At 39.6% G+C, this 18088-nt stretch carries 24 protein-coding genes; 7 read left to right on the top strand and 17 right to left on the bottom strand.

Annotated features, from left to right (window positions below):
- Nucleotides 1-89 precede the first annotated feature (89 nt).
- From QFZ87_RS10855 to QFZ87_RS10815, 9 genes are all read right to left on the bottom strand, one after another.
- A complete protein-coding gene (locus tag QFZ87_RS10855) occupies nt 90-1394 on the bottom strand; it encodes a pyrimidine-nucleoside phosphorylase (protein WP_309860943.1) in 1305 nt (434 codons plus the stop codon).
- Nucleotides 1395-1425: 31 nt separating this feature from the next.
- Entirely contained in the window at nt 1426-2247 is an 822-nt protein-coding gene (locus tag QFZ87_RS10850) for a purine-nucleoside phosphorylase (RefSeq protein ID WP_309860940.1), read from the bottom strand.
- 53 nt (nt 2248-2300) lie between these two features.
- Complete coding sequence (gene deoB, locus QFZ87_RS10845; RefSeq protein ID WP_309860936.1) at nt 2301-3485, bottom strand: phosphopentomutase; 1185 nt, start codon at nt 3483-3485, stop codon at nt 2301-2303.
- Between the two features lie 219 nt (nt 3486-3704).
- Nucleotides 3705-4598 (bottom strand): site-specific tyrosine recombinase XerD, encoded by an 894-nt coding sequence (gene xerD / locus QFZ87_RS10840; RefSeq protein ID WP_309860933.1) that lies wholly within the window; start codon nt 4596-4598, stop codon nt 3705-3707.
- A 4-nt stretch (nt 4599-4602) separates the two neighbouring features.
- Nucleotides 4603-4827: a YqzK family protein gene (locus QFZ87_RS10835; RefSeq protein WP_308083305.1), complete on the bottom strand. Its 225-nt coding sequence runs from the start codon at nt 4825-4827 to the stop codon at nt 4603-4605.
- Between the two features lie 154 nt (nt 4828-4981).
- Complete coding sequence (gene fur, locus QFZ87_RS10830) at nt 4982-5443, bottom strand: ferric iron uptake transcriptional regulator (protein ID WP_308083304.1); 462 nt, start codon at nt 5441-5443, stop codon at nt 4982-4984.
- A 108-nt stretch (nt 5444-5551) separates the two neighbouring features.
- Nucleotides 5552-6199 carry a stage II sporulation protein M gene (spoIIM, locus tag QFZ87_RS10825; RefSeq protein WP_309860928.1) on the bottom strand — a complete coding sequence of 216 codons (648 nt, stop codon included), beginning with the start codon at nt 6197-6199 and terminating at the stop codon, nt 5552-5554.
- 122 nt (nt 6200-6321) lie between these two features.
- On the bottom strand, nt 6322-7485 hold the full coding sequence (locus QFZ87_RS10820; protein ID WP_309860925.1) for an endonuclease Q family protein: 1164 nt from the start codon (nt 7483-7485) through the stop codon (nt 6322-6324).
- A complete protein-coding gene (locus tag QFZ87_RS10815; protein ID WP_309860921.1) occupies nt 7482-8036 on the bottom strand; it encodes an NUDIX hydrolase in 555 nt (184 codons plus the stop codon). Before QFZ87_RS10815 ends, QFZ87_RS10820 begins: the two co-directional genes overlap by 4 nt.
- Before the next feature lie 71 nt (nt 8037-8107).
- Between QFZ87_RS10815 and mciZ the strand changes: the two genes are divergently transcribed.
- The gene (gene mciZ, locus QFZ87_RS10810) at nt 8108-8239 is read left to right on the top strand and encodes a Z-ring formation inhibitor MciZ (RefSeq protein ID WP_309860918.1); all 132 of its coding nucleotides are present in this window, start codon (nt 8108-8110) and stop codon (nt 8237-8239) included.
- Between the two features lie 63 nt (nt 8240-8302).
- Complete coding sequence (locus tag QFZ87_RS10805; RefSeq protein WP_309860914.1) at nt 8303-9214, top strand: aldo/keto reductase; 912 nt, start codon at nt 8303-8305, stop codon at nt 9212-9214.
- 25 nt (nt 9215-9239) lie between these two features.
- Here the strand turns inward: QFZ87_RS10805 and QFZ87_RS10800 are convergent, their stop codons facing one another.
- The 4 genes from QFZ87_RS10800 to QFZ87_RS10785 form a co-directional block, all read right to left on the bottom strand.
- The gene (locus QFZ87_RS10800; RefSeq protein WP_309860911.1) at nt 9240-9494 is read right to left on the bottom strand and encodes a YqkE family protein; all 255 of its coding nucleotides are present in this window, start codon (nt 9492-9494) and stop codon (nt 9240-9242) included.
- 104 nt (nt 9495-9598) lie between these two features.
- A complete protein-coding gene (locus QFZ87_RS10795) occupies nt 9599-10267 on the bottom strand; it encodes a 3-oxoacid CoA-transferase subunit B (protein ID WP_309860906.1) in 669 nt (222 codons plus the stop codon).
- A 24-nt stretch (nt 10268-10291) separates the two neighbouring features.
- A complete protein-coding gene (locus tag QFZ87_RS10790; protein ID WP_308083295.1) occupies nt 10292-10981 on the bottom strand; it encodes a CoA transferase subunit A in 690 nt (229 codons plus the stop codon).
- Nucleotides 10982-11006: 25 nt separating this feature from the next.
- Nucleotides 11007-12194 carry an acetyl-CoA C-acetyltransferase gene (locus tag QFZ87_RS10785; RefSeq protein WP_309860901.1) on the bottom strand — a complete coding sequence of 396 codons (1188 nt, stop codon included), beginning with the start codon at nt 12192-12194 and terminating at the stop codon, nt 11007-11009.
- A gap of 142 nt (nt 12195-12336) precedes the next feature.
- Here QFZ87_RS10785 and QFZ87_RS10780 point away from each other — a divergent pair, with 142 nt between their 5' ends.
- The 3 genes from QFZ87_RS10780 to QFZ87_RS10770 all read left to right on the top strand — a co-directional run bounded on the left by QFZ87_RS10780 (nt 12337) and on the right by QFZ87_RS10770 (nt 14515).
- The gene (locus tag QFZ87_RS10780; RefSeq protein WP_309860899.1) at nt 12337-13242 is read left to right on the top strand and encodes a hydroxymethylglutaryl-CoA lyase; all 906 of its coding nucleotides are present in this window, start codon (nt 12337-12339) and stop codon (nt 13240-13242) included.
- 85 nt (nt 13243-13327) lie between these two features.
- Nucleotides 13328-13468, top strand: a complete 141-nt coding sequence (locus tag QFZ87_RS10775) for a hypothetical protein (RefSeq protein ID WP_007084956.1) — start codon at nt 13328-13330, stop codon at nt 13466-13468.
- A 123-nt stretch (nt 13469-13591) separates the two neighbouring features.
- Entirely contained in the window at nt 13592-14515 is a 924-nt protein-coding gene (locus tag QFZ87_RS10770; protein ID WP_309860894.1) for an alpha/beta hydrolase, read from the top strand.
- Nucleotides 14516-14538: 23 nt separating this feature from the next.
- Here the strand turns inward: QFZ87_RS10770 and QFZ87_RS10765 are convergent, their stop codons facing one another.
- Nucleotides 14539-14871 carry an iron-sulfur cluster biosynthesis family protein gene (locus QFZ87_RS10765; RefSeq protein WP_309860891.1) on the bottom strand — a complete coding sequence of 111 codons (333 nt, stop codon included), beginning with the start codon at nt 14869-14871 and terminating at the stop codon, nt 14539-14541.
- Between the two features lie 134 nt (nt 14872-15005).
- On the opposite strand from QFZ87_RS10765, the gene QFZ87_RS10760 reads away from it, so the two are divergent.
- A complete protein-coding gene (locus QFZ87_RS10760) occupies nt 15006-15221 on the top strand; it encodes a CDGSH iron-sulfur domain-containing protein (RefSeq protein WP_396133912.1) in 216 nt (71 codons plus the stop codon).
- 42 nt (nt 15222-15263) lie between these two features.
- Here the strand turns inward: QFZ87_RS10760 and QFZ87_RS10755 are convergent, their stop codons facing one another.
- Entirely contained in the window at nt 15264-15599 is a 336-nt protein-coding gene (locus tag QFZ87_RS10755) for a YolD-like family protein (RefSeq protein WP_309860885.1), read from the bottom strand.
- 17 nt (nt 15600-15616) lie between these two features.
- Nucleotides 15617-16876 (bottom strand): Y-family DNA polymerase, encoded by a 1260-nt coding sequence (locus QFZ87_RS10750; RefSeq protein ID WP_309860882.1) that lies wholly within the window; start codon nt 16874-16876, stop codon nt 15617-15619.
- 158 nt (nt 16877-17034) lie between these two features.
- Between QFZ87_RS10750 and QFZ87_RS10745 the strand changes: the two genes are divergently transcribed.
- On the top strand, nt 17035-17226 hold the full coding sequence (locus tag QFZ87_RS10745; protein WP_309860880.1) for a YqzH family protein: 192 nt from the start codon (nt 17035-17037) through the stop codon (nt 17224-17226).
- Nucleotides 17227-17274: 48 nt separating this feature from the next.
- On the opposite strand, the gene QFZ87_RS10740 is transcribed toward QFZ87_RS10745, so the two are convergent.
- Complete coding sequence (locus QFZ87_RS10740; RefSeq protein WP_309860878.1) at nt 17275-18072, bottom strand: SDR family NAD(P)-dependent oxidoreductase; 798 nt, start codon at nt 18070-18072, stop codon at nt 17275-17277.
- Nucleotides 18073-18088 lie beyond the last annotated feature (16 nt).

Below are 18088 nucleotides of genomic sequence, written 5' to 3'. Positions count from 1 at the left end.
AATAAATTACTTTATACAATTTTTTCCTTCGATTGGATAAAAAAATAGAGGCTGCTCCGTTGGAGTCAGCCTCTATTTGTATAAATTGATTATTGAGTGATTTCTTCATGTACTAGAATTGGTGCTTCTACCTTTGAAGATGAAACTTTGATGTTCTCATAAAGTTTTTCTTTTACTTCGTTTACATCTTCAAAATTACTATAGATTGTTACTAACGATTCACCTTTTTTCACTTGATCCCCAATTTTCTTTCGTAAAACAAGTCCAACAGCAAGATCGATTATCGATTCCTTTGTTGCTCTTCCCGCTCCAAGTAACATCGCAGCCGTTCCAACCTCATCGGCAACAATTTCTGAAACATACCCATCTTCTTTTGCTTCTAATTCAATAACATACTTAGCCTGTGGCATCTTAGATGGATCATCAACAATGGAAGCATCTCCACCCTGTGAACGTAAGAACACTTTTAATTTATCAAGAGCAGAACCATCCTTGATGACTTTCTCTAGAAGAGTACGTGCCTCTTCTAATGAACTTGCTTTTTCAGCTAAATAGACCATATGGCTACCAAGAGTTAAGCAAAGTTCTGTTAAGTCTTCTGGCCCTTCCCCTTTTAAAGTATCAATCGCTTCTTTTACTTCAAGAGCATTCCCGATTGCATATCCAAGCGGTTGACTCATGTCAGAAATTACTGCCATTGTTCTTCTTCCAACATTGTTTCCAATGCGGACCATTGCTTTAGCTAATTCTCTTGAGTCATCAAGTGTTTTCATAAACGCACCGGCACCTGTTTTAACATCAAGTACAATCGCATCCGCACCAGCAGCAATTTTTTTACTCATTATTGAACTTGCAATAAGTGGAATGCTATCAACAGTTGCCGTTACATCTCTAAGGGCATATAACTTTTTATCTGCAGGTGTTAAGTTCCCACTTTGACCAATAACCGCAATCTTGTTTTCATTTACAAGATCAATAAATTCTTGATTTTCAATTTCTACATGGAAACCTTCAACTGCTTCTAATTTATCAATTGTTCCACCCGTGTGGCCCAATCCACGACCAGACATTTTAGCAACTGGTACACCTAGTGCAGCCACAAGTGGTCCAAGAACTAGAGTAGTTGTATCACCCACGCCTCCAGTGGAATGTTTATCAACTTTAATTCCCTCAATTTGTGACAAGTCAATCTGATCACCTGATTCAACCATTGCCATTGTTAAATCGGCTCTTTCTTTTTCAGTCATTCCTTTAAAGTAAATAGCCATCGTTAAAGCACTTACTTGATAATCAGGAATTGAACCGTCTGTATATCCGTTTATAATAAACTTAATTTCCTCTGTTGATAATTCCTGACCGTCTCTTTTCTTCTCTATTAAGTCAACCATTCTCATGTTTATCACCACTTCTTTATAGTATCTATTTTTATTTAGCCATACCTTTTACTATTTCTTTTAAATAGCGAAGGAAATCAGCTTTCACTCTTTCTGTTGTTTCAATTACTTCATCATGTGTTAGCGGTTGATCAAGAATTCCTGCAGCCATATTAGATATACATGAAATACCAAGAACCTTCATCCCGCTATGACGCGCTACGATTACCTCAGGAACTGTGGACATTCCGACTGCATCTCCGCCCAATACTCGTGCCATACGAATTTCTGCAGGTGTTTCATAAACAGGTCCTGGATTTCCAAGATAAACCCCTTCTTGAACCTTAATATTTAAACGGCTAGCGATTTCTTTCGCTGCAGCACGCAATTCTTTTGAATAAGCTTCGGACATATCTGGGAATCGTACACCAAGCTTTGAATCATTTGGTCCAATTAATGGGTTTGTCCCCATATTATTAATATGGTCAGTAATGATCATTAAATCTCCTGCAGAGAAGCTTTCGTTTACACCACCTGCTGCATTTGTCACAATTAGCATTTCAACGCCTAGTTCTTTCATTACACGAACTGGGAATGTCACTTTACCCATACTATATCCTTCATAGAAATGGAAACGGCCCTGCATAGCTACGACCTCTACTCCACTTAATAAACCAAAAACAAGTTGTCCCGCGTGTCCTTCAACTGTAGAAATTGGAAAATCTGGTATTTCATTGTAAGGGATTTTAACTGGGTTCTCAATTTCATCTGCTAATACACCAAGACCAGAACCTAGGATTAACCCTATTTTCGGTGTATTTGCATATTTTCCCTTTAAAAAAGAAGCCGCATTATTGATTGTTTCGAAGTTCATCCTCTTACTCCTTTTTAAGCTATTAAATATAGCCATTTTTTTATTCTACTCATTTACTTCAATTCATTTAAAAAGCTTTTTCCATACTTAGGCATCTCTACACTGAAGTTTTCAGCGACAGTTGCTCCAAGATCAGCAAAGGTTTCTCTCAATGGAATTTCTTTACCCTCAGTCATACTCTTTGAATAGACAAGAAGTGGAACATATTCACGCGTATGGTCTGTACCTGGGGCAACAGGATCGTTTCCATGGTCAGCTGTTATCATGAGTAAATCGTCTTCTTTCATTTTTGCAAAAACTTCAGGCAAGCGTGCATCATACTCCTCTAATGCTTTTCCATAGCCCTCAGGATCACGGCGGTGACCATATAATGCATCAAAGTCTACAAGGTTTAAAAAGCTGATACCTGTAAAGTCCATATCAAGGGTTTCAACCAACTTATCCATTCCGTCCATATTAGATACCGTTCTAAGTGACTTTGTCACGCCTTCTCCATCATAAATGTCGGAAATTTTTCCGATGGCAATCACATCTAGACCCGCATCTTTCAATTCACTCATTACAGTCCGGTCAAATGGTTTTAAAGCATAATCATGACGATTTGCTGTACGTTTAAAGCTTCCTGGTTCCCCCAAGAATGGACGGGCAATAACACGACCAACCATATATTTCTCATCAAGTGTCAATTCACGAGCAATTTTACAAATTTTATATTGTTCTTCAATTGGTATAATATCCTCATGAGCCGCAATTTGTAGTACTGAATCGGCAGAAGTATAGACGATTAAAGCGCCTGTTTTCATATGTTCTTCACCGAGTTCATCTAGAATTTCTGTTCCACTTGCCGGCTTATTCCCGATAATTTTTCTACCCGTTCGTTTTTCCAATTCGGAAACAAGTTCATCCGGAAAACCTTCAGGAAACACACGGAAAGGTGTTTGAATATTTAAACCCATGATTTCCCAGTGCCCAGTCATGGTATCTTTTCCATTAGAAGCTTCCATCATTTTAGTGTAGAATGCTAATGGCTTATCCGCTTTTTCTATGCCTTTCAGTTCACGGATATTACTTAAACCTAACTTACCCATGTTGGGCATGTTCAGTCCATTCATTCTCTCAGCAATATGGCCCAGCGTATCTGAGCCTTTATCTCCAAACCGTTCAGCATCTGGCGCTTCACCAATCCCTACTGAATCCATTACAACAATAAAAATTCGTTTATATGTATTTACAGCCATACGATTCTTCCTCCTTTTATCTATAGAAACCGTTTGCAAATAGTAAAATTACAATACTATGTTTCCCTCTTTAAATTAGGATTATGAAACCTAATAATTTTCTATTTGTCGGAAGTCTGACATCTCTATTTTACTAGATGTTTAGGAAATTACAAGAAAAAGCTACCGAAAATTTCGGTAGCTTTTTGACACTTTTGTGACTTACATACTATTAATCTCTTAAGCCCTAGGATGAAATTTACTATATACATCTTTTAGTCTTGTTTTTGTTACATGAGTATAAATTTGGGTTGTGGAAATATCTGCATGCCCCAACATTTCTTGGACTGCTCTTAAATCTGCCCCATTTTCCAATAGATGGGTAGCAAAAGAATGTCTGAGTGTGTGCGGAGTCAATTCCTTTTCTATGCCAGCCTCTTTTGTTAACTTTTTTAATATTTTCCAAAAACCTTGTCTCGTTAATCGGTTTCCCTGATGATTTAAAAACAATGCCTGCTCCCGGTGTTTTTTTGAAACAAATTGTGGTCTACCAGTATCTAAATAAAGCTTAATGGAATCAGAAGCTGTACGCCCGATAGGTATGATACGTTCCTTATTTCCTTTGCCAATACAACGGACAAATCCCATGGTTAAGTGGACATTTTCAATATCTAAACTAATTAACTCACTAACACGAATCCCTGTTGCGTATAAAAGCTCAAGCATCGCTTTGTCTCTGATTCCATAGTGGTCTTTCTGCTTTGGTGTTTCTAGAAGAACTTCTACTTCCTGCAAACTCAATACCTTTGGCAAAGATTTCTCTAACCTCGGTGTTTCGATTAAAACAGATGGGTCTTGATCTGTTGCCTTATCACGTAATAAAAATTGATGAAAGGCTCGAACCGAGGCGATATGCCTTGCCAAAGTCTTAGAGGACTTCCCTTGTTCCTTTAAAAATCCTAAAAAATGTACAATATGAATGCGTTGCACATCATTTAATGATAGGAAGGATTCAACATTTTTTAAATAATGAAGATAGCTTTTTAAATCCCGCTCATAAGACACAATCGTATTCTTAGCCAGCCCTTTTTCCACTATTAAAAAATGCATAAAATCCTTTAATTGATCTTCCATCACATTACTCCCCATTTAAATAAAACAACATCAGCCGATCTAACAAGGAAGAACTTTCTTCTTCTACTGCATTGGACACTTTTAGTGCAGATCCTTCCGGTTCATCATAGCGATGATAATTTTGATATTCTTCAGATACCCACATGATACCATAATAAAAGAGAATCGTGCACCCAGTGAAAAGGATAAAAACCTTTATTGTTTGCAGTGCTACTTTAATAAAAGACATCTATCTTCCCCCAATTAATGATTACTAGTAAAAGCTATGCCAGAATGTACAAGTTTTATACCTAGTCTCTATTAATAGGGGGAATTATTTCATCTTTTTAGGTAGTCCTCTATAAAAAGAAAAGCCCCTTTCAGTAAAAAAGGACTTTTTTATGTTATTCAGTTTTTTCTTCTTTTTCTTTATCTTGGCAACGGTAACAGATTCCATGGAAGGTCAGTCGATGGTCTTTAATTTTAAAATTCCATCTGCGTTCTACAACCTCTTCCACATCTTCTAATAAATCTTCCTGAATTTCGTCAACAGCTCCACATTCAATACAAACAAGATGATGGTGAAAATGTGCCGCACCTTCCTGACGAAGGTCATAGCGGGAAACACCGTCACCAAAGTTAATTTTATCAACAATTTTTAGTTCTGTTAGCAATTCGAGTGTTCGGTAAACAGTTGCTAAACCAATTTCAGGCGATTTTTCTTTTACGAGGAGGTACACATCTTCTGCACTTAAATGATCCTCTTCATTTTCTAGCAAAACTCGAACGGTTGACTCACGCTGAGGTGTTAATTTATAACTCGCTGAATGCAACTGTTTCTTTATTCTCTCAATTCTAGTTTCCATCCTGAATGCCCTCCCTCGCCACTGTTAATTCTCATTATAACAGATGAGAAAAGAGAGTCAAAATAAAATTATTATAAACAACAGTTTATAATAATTATTAATTAGTTATTATTTTAAAACTCCTGAACTCACCACAGTTTTCATTAGCCAGGGAGATAAGAAGGCTTCGATTCCTGAGGCAGCGGAAATAAAGATGACTGCTGCAATCAAGGCAATAATGTATCTTTTAAAAAACGGCATAATAGGCTGGGCATATTTTTTCATAAATTGTTTTTTGATCATTCTAAGTGAGAAAATCACTGATAAAGCAGCCATCATGATAAACACTGGAATGATAATCAAATTCTGCGGCAGGATAGAAACAAAGGCTAACATAAACCCATTCCACCCCATTTGACTAACTAGAAAACCAACCGTAAACCCAACAACCATCCCCTTAATAAATAAGAGAATGAGAATGACCGGTAAACCAATAATCGAGATTCCTAATATCCACATAAGCCCAATAAACTTACTGTTATGAAAGAAGCTTTGTAAAAATAAATCATTGTCTTCTGATACTTTACCATCAGAGACTTGTCCAAAAAATTGTGATAAATAATAGAATAAATCTTCCTTTTGTGTAATACTCATGCTATTTACGACAATTGCTCCAAAGATAACTCCCATTAGAAACAAAATGACAATAAATAAAAAAATTGAGGAGTGCTCACGGAAATAACTAGCGGCATCGGACTGGTACAATCGTTTTTTCATCTGCGTTCCTCCTACTACTTGACTCAATTAATACATTCTATGCCAGTCTAGTATATCTATGACCAAATTTTAATAGATTTAATGTAAAAAACCGTCAGCCTCTAGCTGACGGTTTCACCTCGTTAATCTGCAATCTTTCCGTATTTTCCGCCCCCGCCGGCAGCAAGGTTTATCTTTCCTTCTCTAGCTTTCATAATCAGCTCGGCGATTTTTGGTGTGACAATCTCTTTTAGTGCCTCGTAAGGAACTTCATGCAAAATCGCCATTTCACTCCCAAAATGATTCACAAGCTTCTCGAGTAAGCGGGGCCCGAGACCGGGAATAAATTCGAGCGGTACTTGATGGACGTACGGAGGCCGCCACACTGGACTTCCTTCTGCAGTTTTAAGCTCAAGAATCCGATCAGCAACTCCTTTGATGACCTTGTTACTCCCACATTGTGTACAAAGTTGCTCGTCATTTTGGACAGAATGAAGACATTCCACGCAAACTGTTTTATGATATTTTCCAAGTAATGGATCCAGCCCGTAATTGGCGACAATTTTCCGACCGTCGATACCTTTTAATGCTTTTTGCAACTCTTGGAAAGTGGGCTCCTCCATCGCGATTACTTGATATTCACGTGCAATTTTGGCGAGCGAATGGGCATCAGAATTTGTTACAAAGGTATAATTGTGTAATTCCTTTAATTGATCCGCCATGCTGGTATCTGAGCTTAATCCAAGTTCGATTCCATCAATCAACTCGGAATCCAGCACCTCCGTTAATGACTGGGTTACTCCTTTACCATATAGACTTTTGAATGGCGTAAAAACATGAGCAGGAATAAAGATTCCACCTAACTCTTTTACCTTCTTTTGCAAAACAAGACCTGATACATAAATTCGTTGGGAACTTAACTGAATATTTTTCAAGTGGCCAGAAAGCCACGAAGAGAACTCCCTCATGACAGAAAGGTTTGGAAAATAACAAAGCAAGTGAATGGGGCCTTTACATTGTTCATCATAAATCTCCAATTCTGAACCAGGGATAACGGTTAAATCCCCAAACACTAAACCGCCTTCAGGATGTTCAATCACATCTCCACTTTGTATAAGACTTTCCATTTCAAGAATCACTTCGGGTGAGTGACTATCAATAATTCCAATCATATTCAGTCCTTTTTCATGTCTTGCATGTTCAATGATATTCGTAAACGTAAGCGATTTAGCACCTGTAATTTTAACAGGCTTCCCCGTCCACGTTCGCCCGATATGAATATGTAGATCTACATAGTAGCGGTTCATTTAATTTTCAACGCCTCTTGTAATTGTAAGTATTGGACAGCAAAAATTGTTTTCGCATCAAAAATCTTTTGTTCTTGCACATATTGTTGCGCTTCTTCGAGCGTCAATTCTTCTAAATTAACAAATTCATCCTCGTCAAGGGCCGCTGAATTTTCCTTTTTGGTTAGTCCTGTTGCAAGATATACATGAACAATTTCATCCGCAAATCCTGGCGATGTATAAAAGGAAGTGAGTAACTCCAAGCTTTCACATTCGTACCCTGTTTCTTCTTCTAACTCTCGACGAGCACAAAGAGCGGGTTCTTCTCCCTTTTCCAGCTTTCCAGCTGGAATTTCCACAATGGTTCTTTCTAACGCTTTCCGGTATTGCTCAACCATGACTACTTTCTTGTCATCCGTAATTGCTAGTATTGCCACAGCACCCGGATGTTTAATAATTTCTCTTTTGCTCTGCTTGCCGTTCGGAAGCTCCACATCCTGCAAATGAAGACTAATTACTTTTCCTGAAAAGATTTCTTCGCTATGGAGCGTTTTTTCTTCGAGATTACTCATAAAGGTCACTCCTGTTCTATTCCTATATTCTGCTCATACATTTTACCATACTTTAATTGGGGGAGTATGGAATGAAAGTGTATGTGCATGAAAAGGGAATCATTCTTGTTGGCAAAGGCTGGGAGATTGTACAAAAGCTAAAGGAGTATAACAAGGAATACCTCACTGTATCTGATTGGGTTAAAAATGTTCCACAAAAATAGTACCTGTCGTTTGTAGTCTGTCCTTTTCTTTACTAAAATGATAGAAAAGGACGGTGTGATTTTTTGAAAAAAAGGCAGGTAGGAAAATCCGATTTATTTGTAACCGAGCTTGGTCTTGGCTGTATGTCCATTGGCACGGAGGAGAAGGCTGCAAGATCTATTATTGAAGCGGCACTTGAAGAAGGCATTAATTATTTTGATACAGCTGATTTATATGATTTTGGCGATAATGAGCAACTAGTAGGCAAGGCCTTAAAAGACGTCCGCGAACAAATAATTATTGCAACGAAGGTTGGTAACCGCTGGCACAAGGAGCGAACTGGCTGGTCATGGGATCCTTCTAAGGCGTATATTAAGGAAGAAGTAAAAAACAGTCTAAAGCGTCTAGGTACAGATTATATTGATCTCTATCAATTGCATGGCGGTACCCTTGATGACCCGATTGATGAAACCATCGAAGCATTTGAGGAACTAAAAGCAGAAGGCTTCATTCGCTATTATGGCATATCGTCGATTCGACCGAATGTGATAAGGGAATACGTAAAAAAGTCTAGTATCGTGTCTGTGATGATGCAGTACAGCATACTTGACCGCAGACCGGAAGAAACAGTATTACCTCTTCTTCATGAGAATGGAATTAGCGTTGTCACTCGCGGACCTCTTGCAAAGGGACTGTTAAGCGATAAGCTACTTGATAAGGCTTCTGAAAAAGGGTACTTAGACTATACTCTAGAAGAACTACAGGATATTTTGCCATTGTTGAAGGAGAAAGTGGCTTCGTCTCGTTCATTTACGGAGGTTGCCCTTCAGTATAATCTAGCTAACCCGGCAGTTGCCTCTGTTGTGGCTGGTGCCAGCAGCACCGACCAAATTAAGAGAAATGCAAATGCAGTTAGAAGCCAACCGCTGACAAATGAAGAAATAATGATGATTAGAGAACTAGCAAAAGCTAATATTTATAATGAACACCGTTAAAAAGGGAGAGCATCCGCTCCCCCTTTTATTTAAACTCCTTCCAATTCATCCCGCTCTCATTTAAAAGTTCTTCAAACGATTTGTTTTTTTCCTTCAATCTACGTTCTTCCCGTTTCCGCTGTTCTTCCTCTTCCTTTCTTTTTTCTTCCTCCGCCTTCAACTGATCCTGCTGTTCTTTTAACTGCTTTATTAAATTGGGATTAATTAGATCTTTTAATGTTACGGCTGAATCATCTTTTTTTGGAGCAACTTGTCTTGTTTGTTTTGCTTTCTTTTTCATTCTAACTTCCCCTTAATTAAGATTTAATTTAGTAATAGTATATCATCACTTTTTAAATCCCTACAAAAAAGCAGGCTGTCCGTTTGAACAACCTGCTTCCACTATTAATAAGCCTCTAGTTTCACATTTTCATCCACATGTAATGTGGCTTCTGTTGAATTAACAACATCCTCGACAGTAAACCCTTCGGCAACCTCCATGAGCCTTAGCCCGGAGTCTGTTACATCCATGACTGCGCGCTCAGTAATAATCCGGTTGACTACCCCTTTTCCCGTTAAAGGAAGAGTACACTGTTTTAAAATTTTCGATTCACCTTTTTTATTTACATGCTCCATGATGACGATAATCTTTCGAGCCCCATGAACAAGGTCCATGGCTCCACCCATACCTTTAATCATCTTTCCAGGTATCATCCAGTTTGCCAGGTCCCCAGTTTCAGATACTTCCATTCCACCAAGAATCGCTATATTGACATGACCACCGCGGATCATTGCAAATGATTCAGCACTGTCAAAATAAGCTGCACCAGCAATTGCCGTTACCGTTTCCTTGCCTGCATTAATTAAATCAGGATCCACCTCTTCTTTATGTGGATATGGACCGATACCAAGCAGTCCATTTTCTGATTGCAGGACAACCTGTTTATCCGCTGTCATATAATTGGCTACAAGGGTAGGCATTCCGATCCCTAGGTTTACATAAAAGCCGTTTTCTATTTCTTTCTCTGCCCTAATCGCAATTCTCTCTCTGACAGAGACCTTTTCATTCGCCATTCAAGTTCTCTCCCTTCACCAACTCTAGTTTCTAACGGTTAGTCTCTCTATTCGCTTTTCTTGAGTTCCTTCAATAATCGTTTGAACATATATACTTGGGGTATGGATGAAGTTAGCATCCAATTCACCAATTTCATATAGGGTTTCCACTTCTGCGATCGTCACTTTACCCGCTGCTGCGATCATCGGATTAAAGTTTCGTGCTGTCTTGTGGTAAACAAGATTCCCCATTTTGTCCCCTTTCCATGCCCTAACCAAGCTAAAATCTGCTGTCAGTGCTTCTTCTAAAAGGTACTCTCTTCCGTTAAAAACCTTTGTTTCTTTTCCATCAGCTATCGGTGTTCCTACCCCGGCAGGAGTATAGAATGCTGGGATTCCAGCGCCCCCCGCCCGAATTTTTTCAGCTAATGTTCCCTGTGGTGTTAGTTCTACCTCAAGTTCACCTGTTAACACTTGTCTTTCAAACTCTTTATTTTCCCCCACATAGGAGCCTATCATTTTTTTAATTTGTCTATTATTTAATAGGAGTCCTAAGCCCCACTCATCAATTCCACAGTTGTTAGAAATGACCGTTAAATCCTTCACTCCTTTTTCAGCTAAGGCTAAAATGAGATTCTCCGGAATTCCACACAGGCCAAATCCTCCAACCATTAACGTAGCTCCATCATGAATATCAGCAACCGCATCCTGGAAGGATGTACAAATTTTCTTCATCTTTGCTCTCTCTCCCTCAAATGTTTTACGCTAACTCTACAATTGTTGCTACCCCTTGACCCCCACCAATACAAAGCGTAGCTAAGCCATTTTTCGCATTTCTTCTTTTCATCTCATGAATTAAGGTGACCAGAATTCTCGCGCCGCTTGCCCCAATTGGATGTCCAAGTGCAATAGCCCCGCCGTTCACGTTTAAAATTTCTTTATTAAAATGAAGTTCTCGGTCTACAGCCAGCGATTGGGCTGCAAAGGCTTCGTTTGCCTCAATTAGGTTCAAATCCTCCATTGAAACGGAAGCTTTTTCAAGAGCCTTTCTCACCGCTGGTACTGGTCCAATTCCCATAATACTTGGGTCTACCCCTGCACTTGCATTGGCTTTTATAGTTACTAAAGGTTTAAGCCCTAGCTCATCTGCTTTTTTCTTACTCATTACTACAACAGCTGCTGCTCCATCATTGATTCCAGAAGCATTCCCTGCCGTTACACTGCCGTCCTTTTTAAAAGCTGGACGTAATCCCGCCAACTTCTCTGCAGTTGTTCCTTTTTTTGGGTATTCATCTGTGTCAAAAACAATAGGTTCCCCTTTGCGTTGCGGAATGACAACCTTTACGATTTCATCTTTAAATCTACCTTCTTCAATAGCCTCAACTGCCTTCGCCTGACTCCACGCCGAAAATTCATCCTGTTCTTCTCTTGTAATCGAATATTTACTCGCTAAATTCTCAGCTGTAATCCCCATGTGATAATCATTAAACACACATGTAAGACCATCCGATGTCAAGGTGTCGACTAGCTTTTGGTCACCCATTTTAAAGCCATCTCGGGCATTTTTTAATAGGTATGGTGCCTGGCTCATATTTTCCATTCCACCTGCAACCACAATGTCAGCGTCTCCCGCCAAAATTGCCTGTGTTGCTAAGTGAACTGCCTTTAACCCCGAACCACAAACCTTATTAATCGTCATCGAGGAAACGCTTTCAGGAATTCCCGCTTGAATAGCCGCCTGTCTTGCTGGGTTTTGCCCTAGCCCTGCTTGGAGCACATTACCCATAATCACTTCATCTACTAGTTCAGGCTTAACTCCTGCCGCTTCAAGCGCCCCCTTAATCACTGTTGCTCCAAGTTCAGGTGCGGATACATTTTTTAAACTACCGTTAAAATTTCCTAATGCGGTACGTACAGCACTGACAATTACTACTTCTGTTTGGCTCATTTCCGTTCTCCCCTCTACCTCTTTTCATTTACTATTTCTAGTTAAATACAGAAATTCCTCTTATTTTGTCAAAATTTCTATTATTCTTGATTTTTTGATTTTAACACCTCTACAATGAAAGTATGAATTGTTTGGAGGGAAAATGATGCTAAGTTTACCTAAAAAAGTGACGATTATCGAGGTTGGTCCTCGAGATGGACTGCAGAATGAAAAGTTATTTGTACCAACTGATATCAAAAAACAATTTATTTCTGGACTGAGAAATGCTGGACTAGTGGAAATGGAGTTGACTTCGTTTGTGTCTCCAAAATGGGTGCCACAAATGGGAGACGCCCCAGAAATTGTTGCAGACTGCCTTGATGGAAACGCGAGAAACTTTGTCCTTGCTCCAAACCGTAAAGGAATTGATCGGGTGTATTCTACTGATTGCAAAGCTGTAGCCGTATTTGTTGGTGTCAGCAACAGTTTTAATCTAAAAAACATCAACAAAACAACGCAGGATAGTATGGCAGAGCTAAAACCGATCATCCAGGAGCTAAAAGAAAAAAACTATTTTGTCCGTGCTTGTATTTCGACCGCCTTCTATTGTCCGTATGAAGGGAAAATGGATGAAAAAGAGACAATAAAGCTATGTCTTGAATTTGTAAAGGCCGGAGTGGATGAATTGAGTGTAGCGGATACCATTGGCATGGCCGCACCGAATGAAGCGTATTCCTTGTTTTCACAGTTAAAAGATGCGTTTTCTGAAACCATGCTAACAGCCCATTTTCATGACACACGGAAGCTTGCACTCGCGAACATTTTCGCTTCCCTTCAGGCAGGAATCGATCGATTTGATACATCGGCTGGCGGTCTTGGCGGCTGCCCATTCGCTCCTGGTGCTGCAGGAAACGCAGCCACGGAGGATGTAGTGTATATGCTTGAACGGATGGGAATTGACACAGGTGTAAGCTTGGAGAAACTCCTTGATGCTATTGAGATCGTGCGTCCACATCTTTCAAGACCCATCGAAAGCAGTTATTATCGCCTTCATGCTCAAACTGTCTAAAATCTAATCTCGTTTTTCGTGAATAATCGGTCTTCTGGTAATCCATCTTAATAATTGAGACCACCTTGAAGGGAGACTAGATTTTATGAGCCAAAAGCGGGACAAAGGTAACAGTCAAAGCGGGAAAAATTATGCAGATACAGCTGGTGGCGGCAAACGGATGATTGCTGCCGAGGAACTCGAAAAAGCCCTCCATCCAACGAAGAGGCAGAATTCCGAGCAATAATGATAAGCAAGCCGCTTATTGGTGTGAGCGGCTTTTTTTATGCTAAAATTAAAACTGTTAATTTATGGGCACTAAAAACGTGACTTTCATATTTTATAGTAATTACTTCAGGGGGTGCCAATTGTGAGGAAGACATTTCGGACTTTGTTTATTGTGTTATTTTTCTGGTTATCTCTTGCTCTATACTTTACCAACCGTCTGATGTATATGAAGAAAAAGGATGAAGAATTAATCTTAAGGCGCGAAAAGGAAGCCGGCCGATATAAGCCTGATGAATTCGAGTCTTTGCCAAAGCAGGAGGTTGATATTCCTTCACCATTTGGTTACATGATTAAAGGTCTTCTTATTGAACCACACAAGACGAACCGATATATTATTATTTCTCATGGCGTAACGGAAACGAAAATTAATTCGATTAAATATGCGAACCTCTTTCTAGAAAGAGGGTTTAATGCTTTCATATACGACCATCGCCGACACGGAGAATCTGGTGGAAAAACAACCAGCTTTGGTCACTATGAAAAATTCGACCTCAAAACGATTGTCGATTGGCTAAAAAAAGAAAAAGGACCGAACCTTGAGCTAGGGATTCATGGGGAATCCATGGGAGCTGCTACTATGCTGCTATATGCCGGGCTTCTTGAGGATGGGGCTGACTTTTACATTGCAGATTGCCCATTTTCTGATTTTAAGGAGCAGCTTGCCTATCTCATAAAAAAAGACTTTAAGCTCCTACCCGGACTGTTGCTCCCGATTGGTGATATCCTTTTGCGTGTTCGAGACAAATATTCTATTCGTCACGTATCACCCATTTCGGTTATTGAAAATATTAAACACCCAGTTCTGTTCATTCACAGTCAAAAGGACGATTTTATACTCCCTACCATGTCAAAGGACTTATTTGAGCAAAAAAAGGGCCCTAAAATGTTATACCTTGCTGAAAATGGACGGCATGCCCAGTCCTTTAACGAAAACCGTGCGGATTATGAGCGAGTCATTGATGAATTTTTGGAGACATATGTTCATCAGGGTTTATCAACCTTATAAAAAAACAGACTGTCCATTTGGGATCAGTCTGTTTTTTCTTTAATCATTAGGCTCATGTGTCCATTTAAGATTTGCTGTGGACTTTTTAGTTGAAAACAATTGGTGGTTTGAGAAAAATCGATTTTCATTTCTTCATCTAAAAAAACGGTTTTCGCTTTTTCTACATATACCGGTCGGTCATTTGTTTCGATAGCCAAGTCATCTTGATCTAATGCCGGTACAAACCACAGGGCGATTACCCCATTTACCGCGCACCCACAGCCATCTGTATCGTATTTTAATTTTAAAAACCCTTTGCGGCCTGCTGTTCTTTCATTTATTTTTTCTATTGCTGCCGCTGTTATATTGATTTGCATGATTAAATCCCCTTCTTTAAGCATATCGTGATTGTAACATAGGTTTTACGGCATTTTTATTTTTTTGCTCGTCTTTTATTGCATTTTCCTTATATTCCAGTTATTCTCAAAGTTAATATGAAATTCCAAAAGGGGTGTTTGTTTTGTCAAAAGTACAAATCAAGGTAAATGATAACGGTTCATTACGAATTACAGGTGATGTGGAACTGCTTGATGGCGAAGGTAATGTATATCCATCAAAACCAGCCTTTTCCCTTTGCCGCTGCGGTTTATCAAACAATAAGCCATACTGTGATGGCTCACATAAAGGGAAATTTGATTCTCAAGTTCGTGTTCCTAAAGAGGAATAGAATTAAGATGGCGGCCTTCCACAGGGGCCGCTTTTTTGTTTTTCACAAATCCGTCAGTCTGATATCAGCAATATTCATAATGGGAATGCGGTGTATCTCTTCAAAGCGGTCAACGATATGAAGTCTTTGCAGCAGTTCATCCCAGTAATGGATTTTTCCAATGACAATTTCATAGTTTCGATTCTGATAGTGAGTAACGGTTACGAACTGATCAAACTCGATTGCTTCCGAAAGGGTCTCATTCATGAGCTCCAGCTGCTGTTCATCCATTTCCCTTTTTTGTTCGAACCCATCTTCCTTCACCCAATCCCTAAGCAATTTCACATGCTCAGGAAGCATCATCGAGGTCCACTTGATCCTCCCACGGTCGCGAATCATACGCTCTCCTTCTTTCGTTACATTTTATGTCCCCCAACCAATGTGGCACGATGCTTGGCGGTTCCTGCAGCTGTATAAGAAACTGCGCGCAACAGAGAGCCTGCACCGAAGCGTCTCCGGACAGCATCAACCACATAGCCAAGCTCTCGTCTCTTATAGGCACCCCTGTCAAAAAGATCAAGCTGCAGCTCACGGTCATCAACAATGTTGCTGATAGCAATAGAAATTTGCCGTACTGTCTTTCCTGAATAGTACTCGTGAAATAATTCCAGACAGATACGGTAAAGCTCCATCGTTACATTTGTGGGCTGATGAATAGTTCTTGAACGATGAAAACCGCCGCCAAATTCATCTTGACTGTATCCTACTCCAAGGCTAATCGTTCTCCCTGCCTTTCGATGTGTTCTTGCTCTTCGTGCCACCTCTTCACATATTTCTAACATGACAGCCTTAATCTCATCTTCCTCTTTATAATCTCTTAAGAGAATTTGGCTTTTTCCGAAGCTAATTTGCCCTTGGATAATGGGTGCTCCCAAATCAGAGAGGTCCACTCCCCAGGCATGATAATATAACTGATTTCCCATAATTCCGAATTTCTTTTCCAGCTTTTCTAAGTCATAGCGGGCCAGCTGACCGACAGTAAAAATCCCCATACTGTTTAACGTTTTTTCCACACGTCGGCCAATTCCCCACATTTCTCTAAGCGGTGACACCTTCCAAAGCTTTGTTTGAACATCGTCATATGTCCACTCTGCCACGCCTTTTTTCTTTGCATCAAGATCAAGGCAAAGCTTTGCCAGCAACATATTGGGACCAATCCCTACTGCGCAGGGAAGCTGAAACTCCCGCTCAATATCATCCTTTATTTTTTGAGCAATCGTCTCAGCATCTCCCCACAAATCATTAGCACCATCCACCTTTATAAAACTCTCATCGACGCTATACGTATGAATGGCTTCTTTTGGTACATAACGGTTAAACACACGCGAAATTTCTGTAGAAATGCGTAAATAGGTTGCCATTTTGGGCTCAACAATTTGGATTCTTGAATCATTTGGAATTTCAAACATTCGCGATCCCGTTTTAATCCCAAATTCTTTTTTCAATCGCGGCGAAGCAGCAAGTACTATGCTCCCTTGACGTTCCTTATTGCCACAAACAGCTAAATAACAATTCAAAGGATCAAGGCCAAGCATGACAGCGGAGCAGCTTGCATAAAAGCTTTTCATATCCACACATAAGATTTTGTTTTGAGGCAGCGTACTGTAATCTACCATAGCGTTTCCCTCACATTTATTTTTTCGAACATTTGTTCCTTTTTATTATATTCATAATCATAAGCGAATATGCGTTCGTATTCAATGGGGATTTTTTGACAATTTTTCTTATAAGGATTAACTAAAAAAGCGTTATAATAATGGATGAGGTGTTATTGGTGGAAAAAAAGCTAATAAAAAAAATGATTTTAAACTGTCTAAAGCAGTATTATTCAACTGAATTCATGCCTATTGGCGAAAAAGATTTAGAGGATCTAATCAATAGGATTTTGCTAGTAAAAGTAGAAGAACCAACAGCAGATTTACACGAAATCATAAATGACACAGTTTATGAATTCTTAACCGAGTGAAATCTAGGCAAAATAAAAAGCCTCAAATCGAGGCTGGAAGAATTACAATTATTTTGAGTTAAATGCCCGCTTCCCAAGGCGCTCAAACAACCGTGGAAAAAGAACATAAACCACGCTTCCCATGTTCATCCACCGTGGCAAATTGATTTCTCTTGTTTTCGTCAGCATGCTGTCAACCACCTTACTTGCCACATATTCAGGCTGAAGCATGTAGCGCTGTACATTTTTTACATATGTGCCTTGTTCATCTGCAATGTCAAAAAAATTAGTAGCGATTGGCCCTGGATTAACGGCTGTTACGAGCACATTGTAATCCGCAAGTTCCATTCTTAGTGCATTCGTATAGCCGAGAACGGCATGCTTAGTAGCTGAATATACACTTGATTTTGGTGTAGCAATCTTCCCTGCCTGCGAGGCAATGTTGATAATATGACCAGAGCGCCTCTCCCGCATTTTCGGCAGTACCATGTTCGTGCACGCCATCAGCCCCAGTACATTCACATCAAACATACCCTTGATTTCAGCCATTGTTGCTTTATGCGCTTCACGAAAAATGCCGAAGCCTGCATTATTGACAAGGATATCAACCTGACCAATCGTTTCAAAAATCTGCTTAAATACCTTCTCTACCTGTACTGTGTCAGATACATCAAGTTGAAAAACATTCACATTAATATGATAGGTTCCCTGCAGTTCAGATTTAAGATTCTCAAGCTTATCAATGCTTCGGGCCAATAAAACAAGGTTGGCACCACTCTGCGCACAAAGCTTAGCGATTTCTGCACCGATTCCTCCCGATGCACCGGTAATCACAATATTTTTTTCTTTTAGTAGTTCCCTTCCCACATGAACACCTCTACTC

Source organism: Bacillus sp. SLBN-46, assembly GCF_031453555.1.
Taxonomy (GTDB): Bacteria; Bacillota; Bacilli; order Bacillales; family Cytobacillaceae; genus Neobacillus.
Note: the sequence above shows the minus strand (reverse complement) of the source record. Positions and strands in the feature narration are given on the sequence as shown.

Bases quoted from the DNA above. Each gene is read 5' to 3' on its own strand.
- QFZ87_RS10855 (WP_309860943.1), bottom strand. From the start codon at position 1,394: ATGAGAATGGTTGACTTAATAGAGAAGAAAAGAGACGGTCAGGAATTA.
- QFZ87_RS10850 (WP_309860940.1), bottom strand. From the start codon at position 2,247: ATGAACTTCGAAACAATCAATAATGCGGCTTCTTTTTTAAAGGGAAAA.
- deoB (WP_309860936.1), bottom strand. From the start codon at position 3,485: ATGGCTGTAAATACATATAAACGAATTTTTATTGTTGTAATGGATTCA.
- xerD (WP_309860933.1), bottom strand. From the start codon at position 4,598: ATGGAAGATCAATTAAAGGATTTTATGCATTTTTTAATAGTGGAAAAA.
- QFZ87_RS10835 (WP_308083305.1), bottom strand. From the start codon at position 4,827: ATGTCTTTTATTAAAGTAGCACTGCAAACAATAAAGGTTTTTATCCTT.
- fur (WP_308083304.1), bottom strand. From the start codon at position 5,443: ATGGAAACTAGAATTGAGAGAATAAAGAAACAGTTGCATTCAGCGAGT.
- spoIIM (WP_309860928.1), bottom strand. From the start codon at position 6,199: ATGAAAAAACGATTGTACCAGTCCGATGCCGCTAGTTATTTCCGTGAG.
- QFZ87_RS10820 (WP_309860925.1), bottom strand. From the start codon at position 7,485: ATGAACCGCTACTATGTAGATCTACATATTCATATCGGGCGAACGTGG.
- QFZ87_RS10815 (WP_309860921.1), bottom strand. From the start codon at position 8,036: ATGAGTAATCTCGAAGAAAAAACGCTCCATAGCGAAGAAATCTTTTCA.
- mciZ (WP_309860918.1), top strand. From the start codon at position 8,108: ATGAAAGTGTATGTGCATGAAAAGGGAATCATTCTTGTTGGCAAAGGC.
- QFZ87_RS10800 (WP_309860911.1), bottom strand. From the start codon at position 9,494: ATGAAAAAGAAAGCAAAACAAACAAGACAAGTTGCTCCAAAAAAAGAT.
- QFZ87_RS10795 (WP_309860906.1), bottom strand. From the start codon at position 10,267: ATGGCGAATGAAAAGGTCTCTGTCAGAGAGAGAATTGCGATTAGGGCA.
- QFZ87_RS10790 (WP_308083295.1), bottom strand. From the start codon at position 10,981: ATGAAGAAAATTTGTACATCCTTCCAGGATGCGGTTGCTGATATTCAT.
- QFZ87_RS10785 (WP_309860901.1), bottom strand. From the start codon at position 12,194: ATGAGCCAAACAGAAGTAGTAATTGTCAGTGCTGTACGTACCGCATTA.
- QFZ87_RS10780 (WP_309860899.1), top strand. From the start codon at position 12,337: ATGATGCTAAGTTTACCTAAAAAAGTGACGATTATCGAGGTTGGTCCT.
- QFZ87_RS10775 (WP_007084956.1), top strand. From the start codon at position 13,328: ATGAGCCAAAAGCGGGACAAAGGTAACAGTCAAAGCGGGAAAAATTAT.
- QFZ87_RS10765 (WP_309860891.1), bottom strand. From the start codon at position 14,871: ATGCAAATCAATATAACAGCGGCAGCAATAGAAAAAATAAATGAAAGA.
- QFZ87_RS10755 (WP_309860885.1), bottom strand. From the start codon at position 15,599: ATGATTCGCGACCGTGGGAGGATCAAGTGGACCTCGATGATGCTTCCT.
- QFZ87_RS10750 (WP_309860882.1), bottom strand. From the start codon at position 16,876: ATGGTAGATTACAGTACGCTGCCTCAAAACAAAATCTTATGTGTGGAT.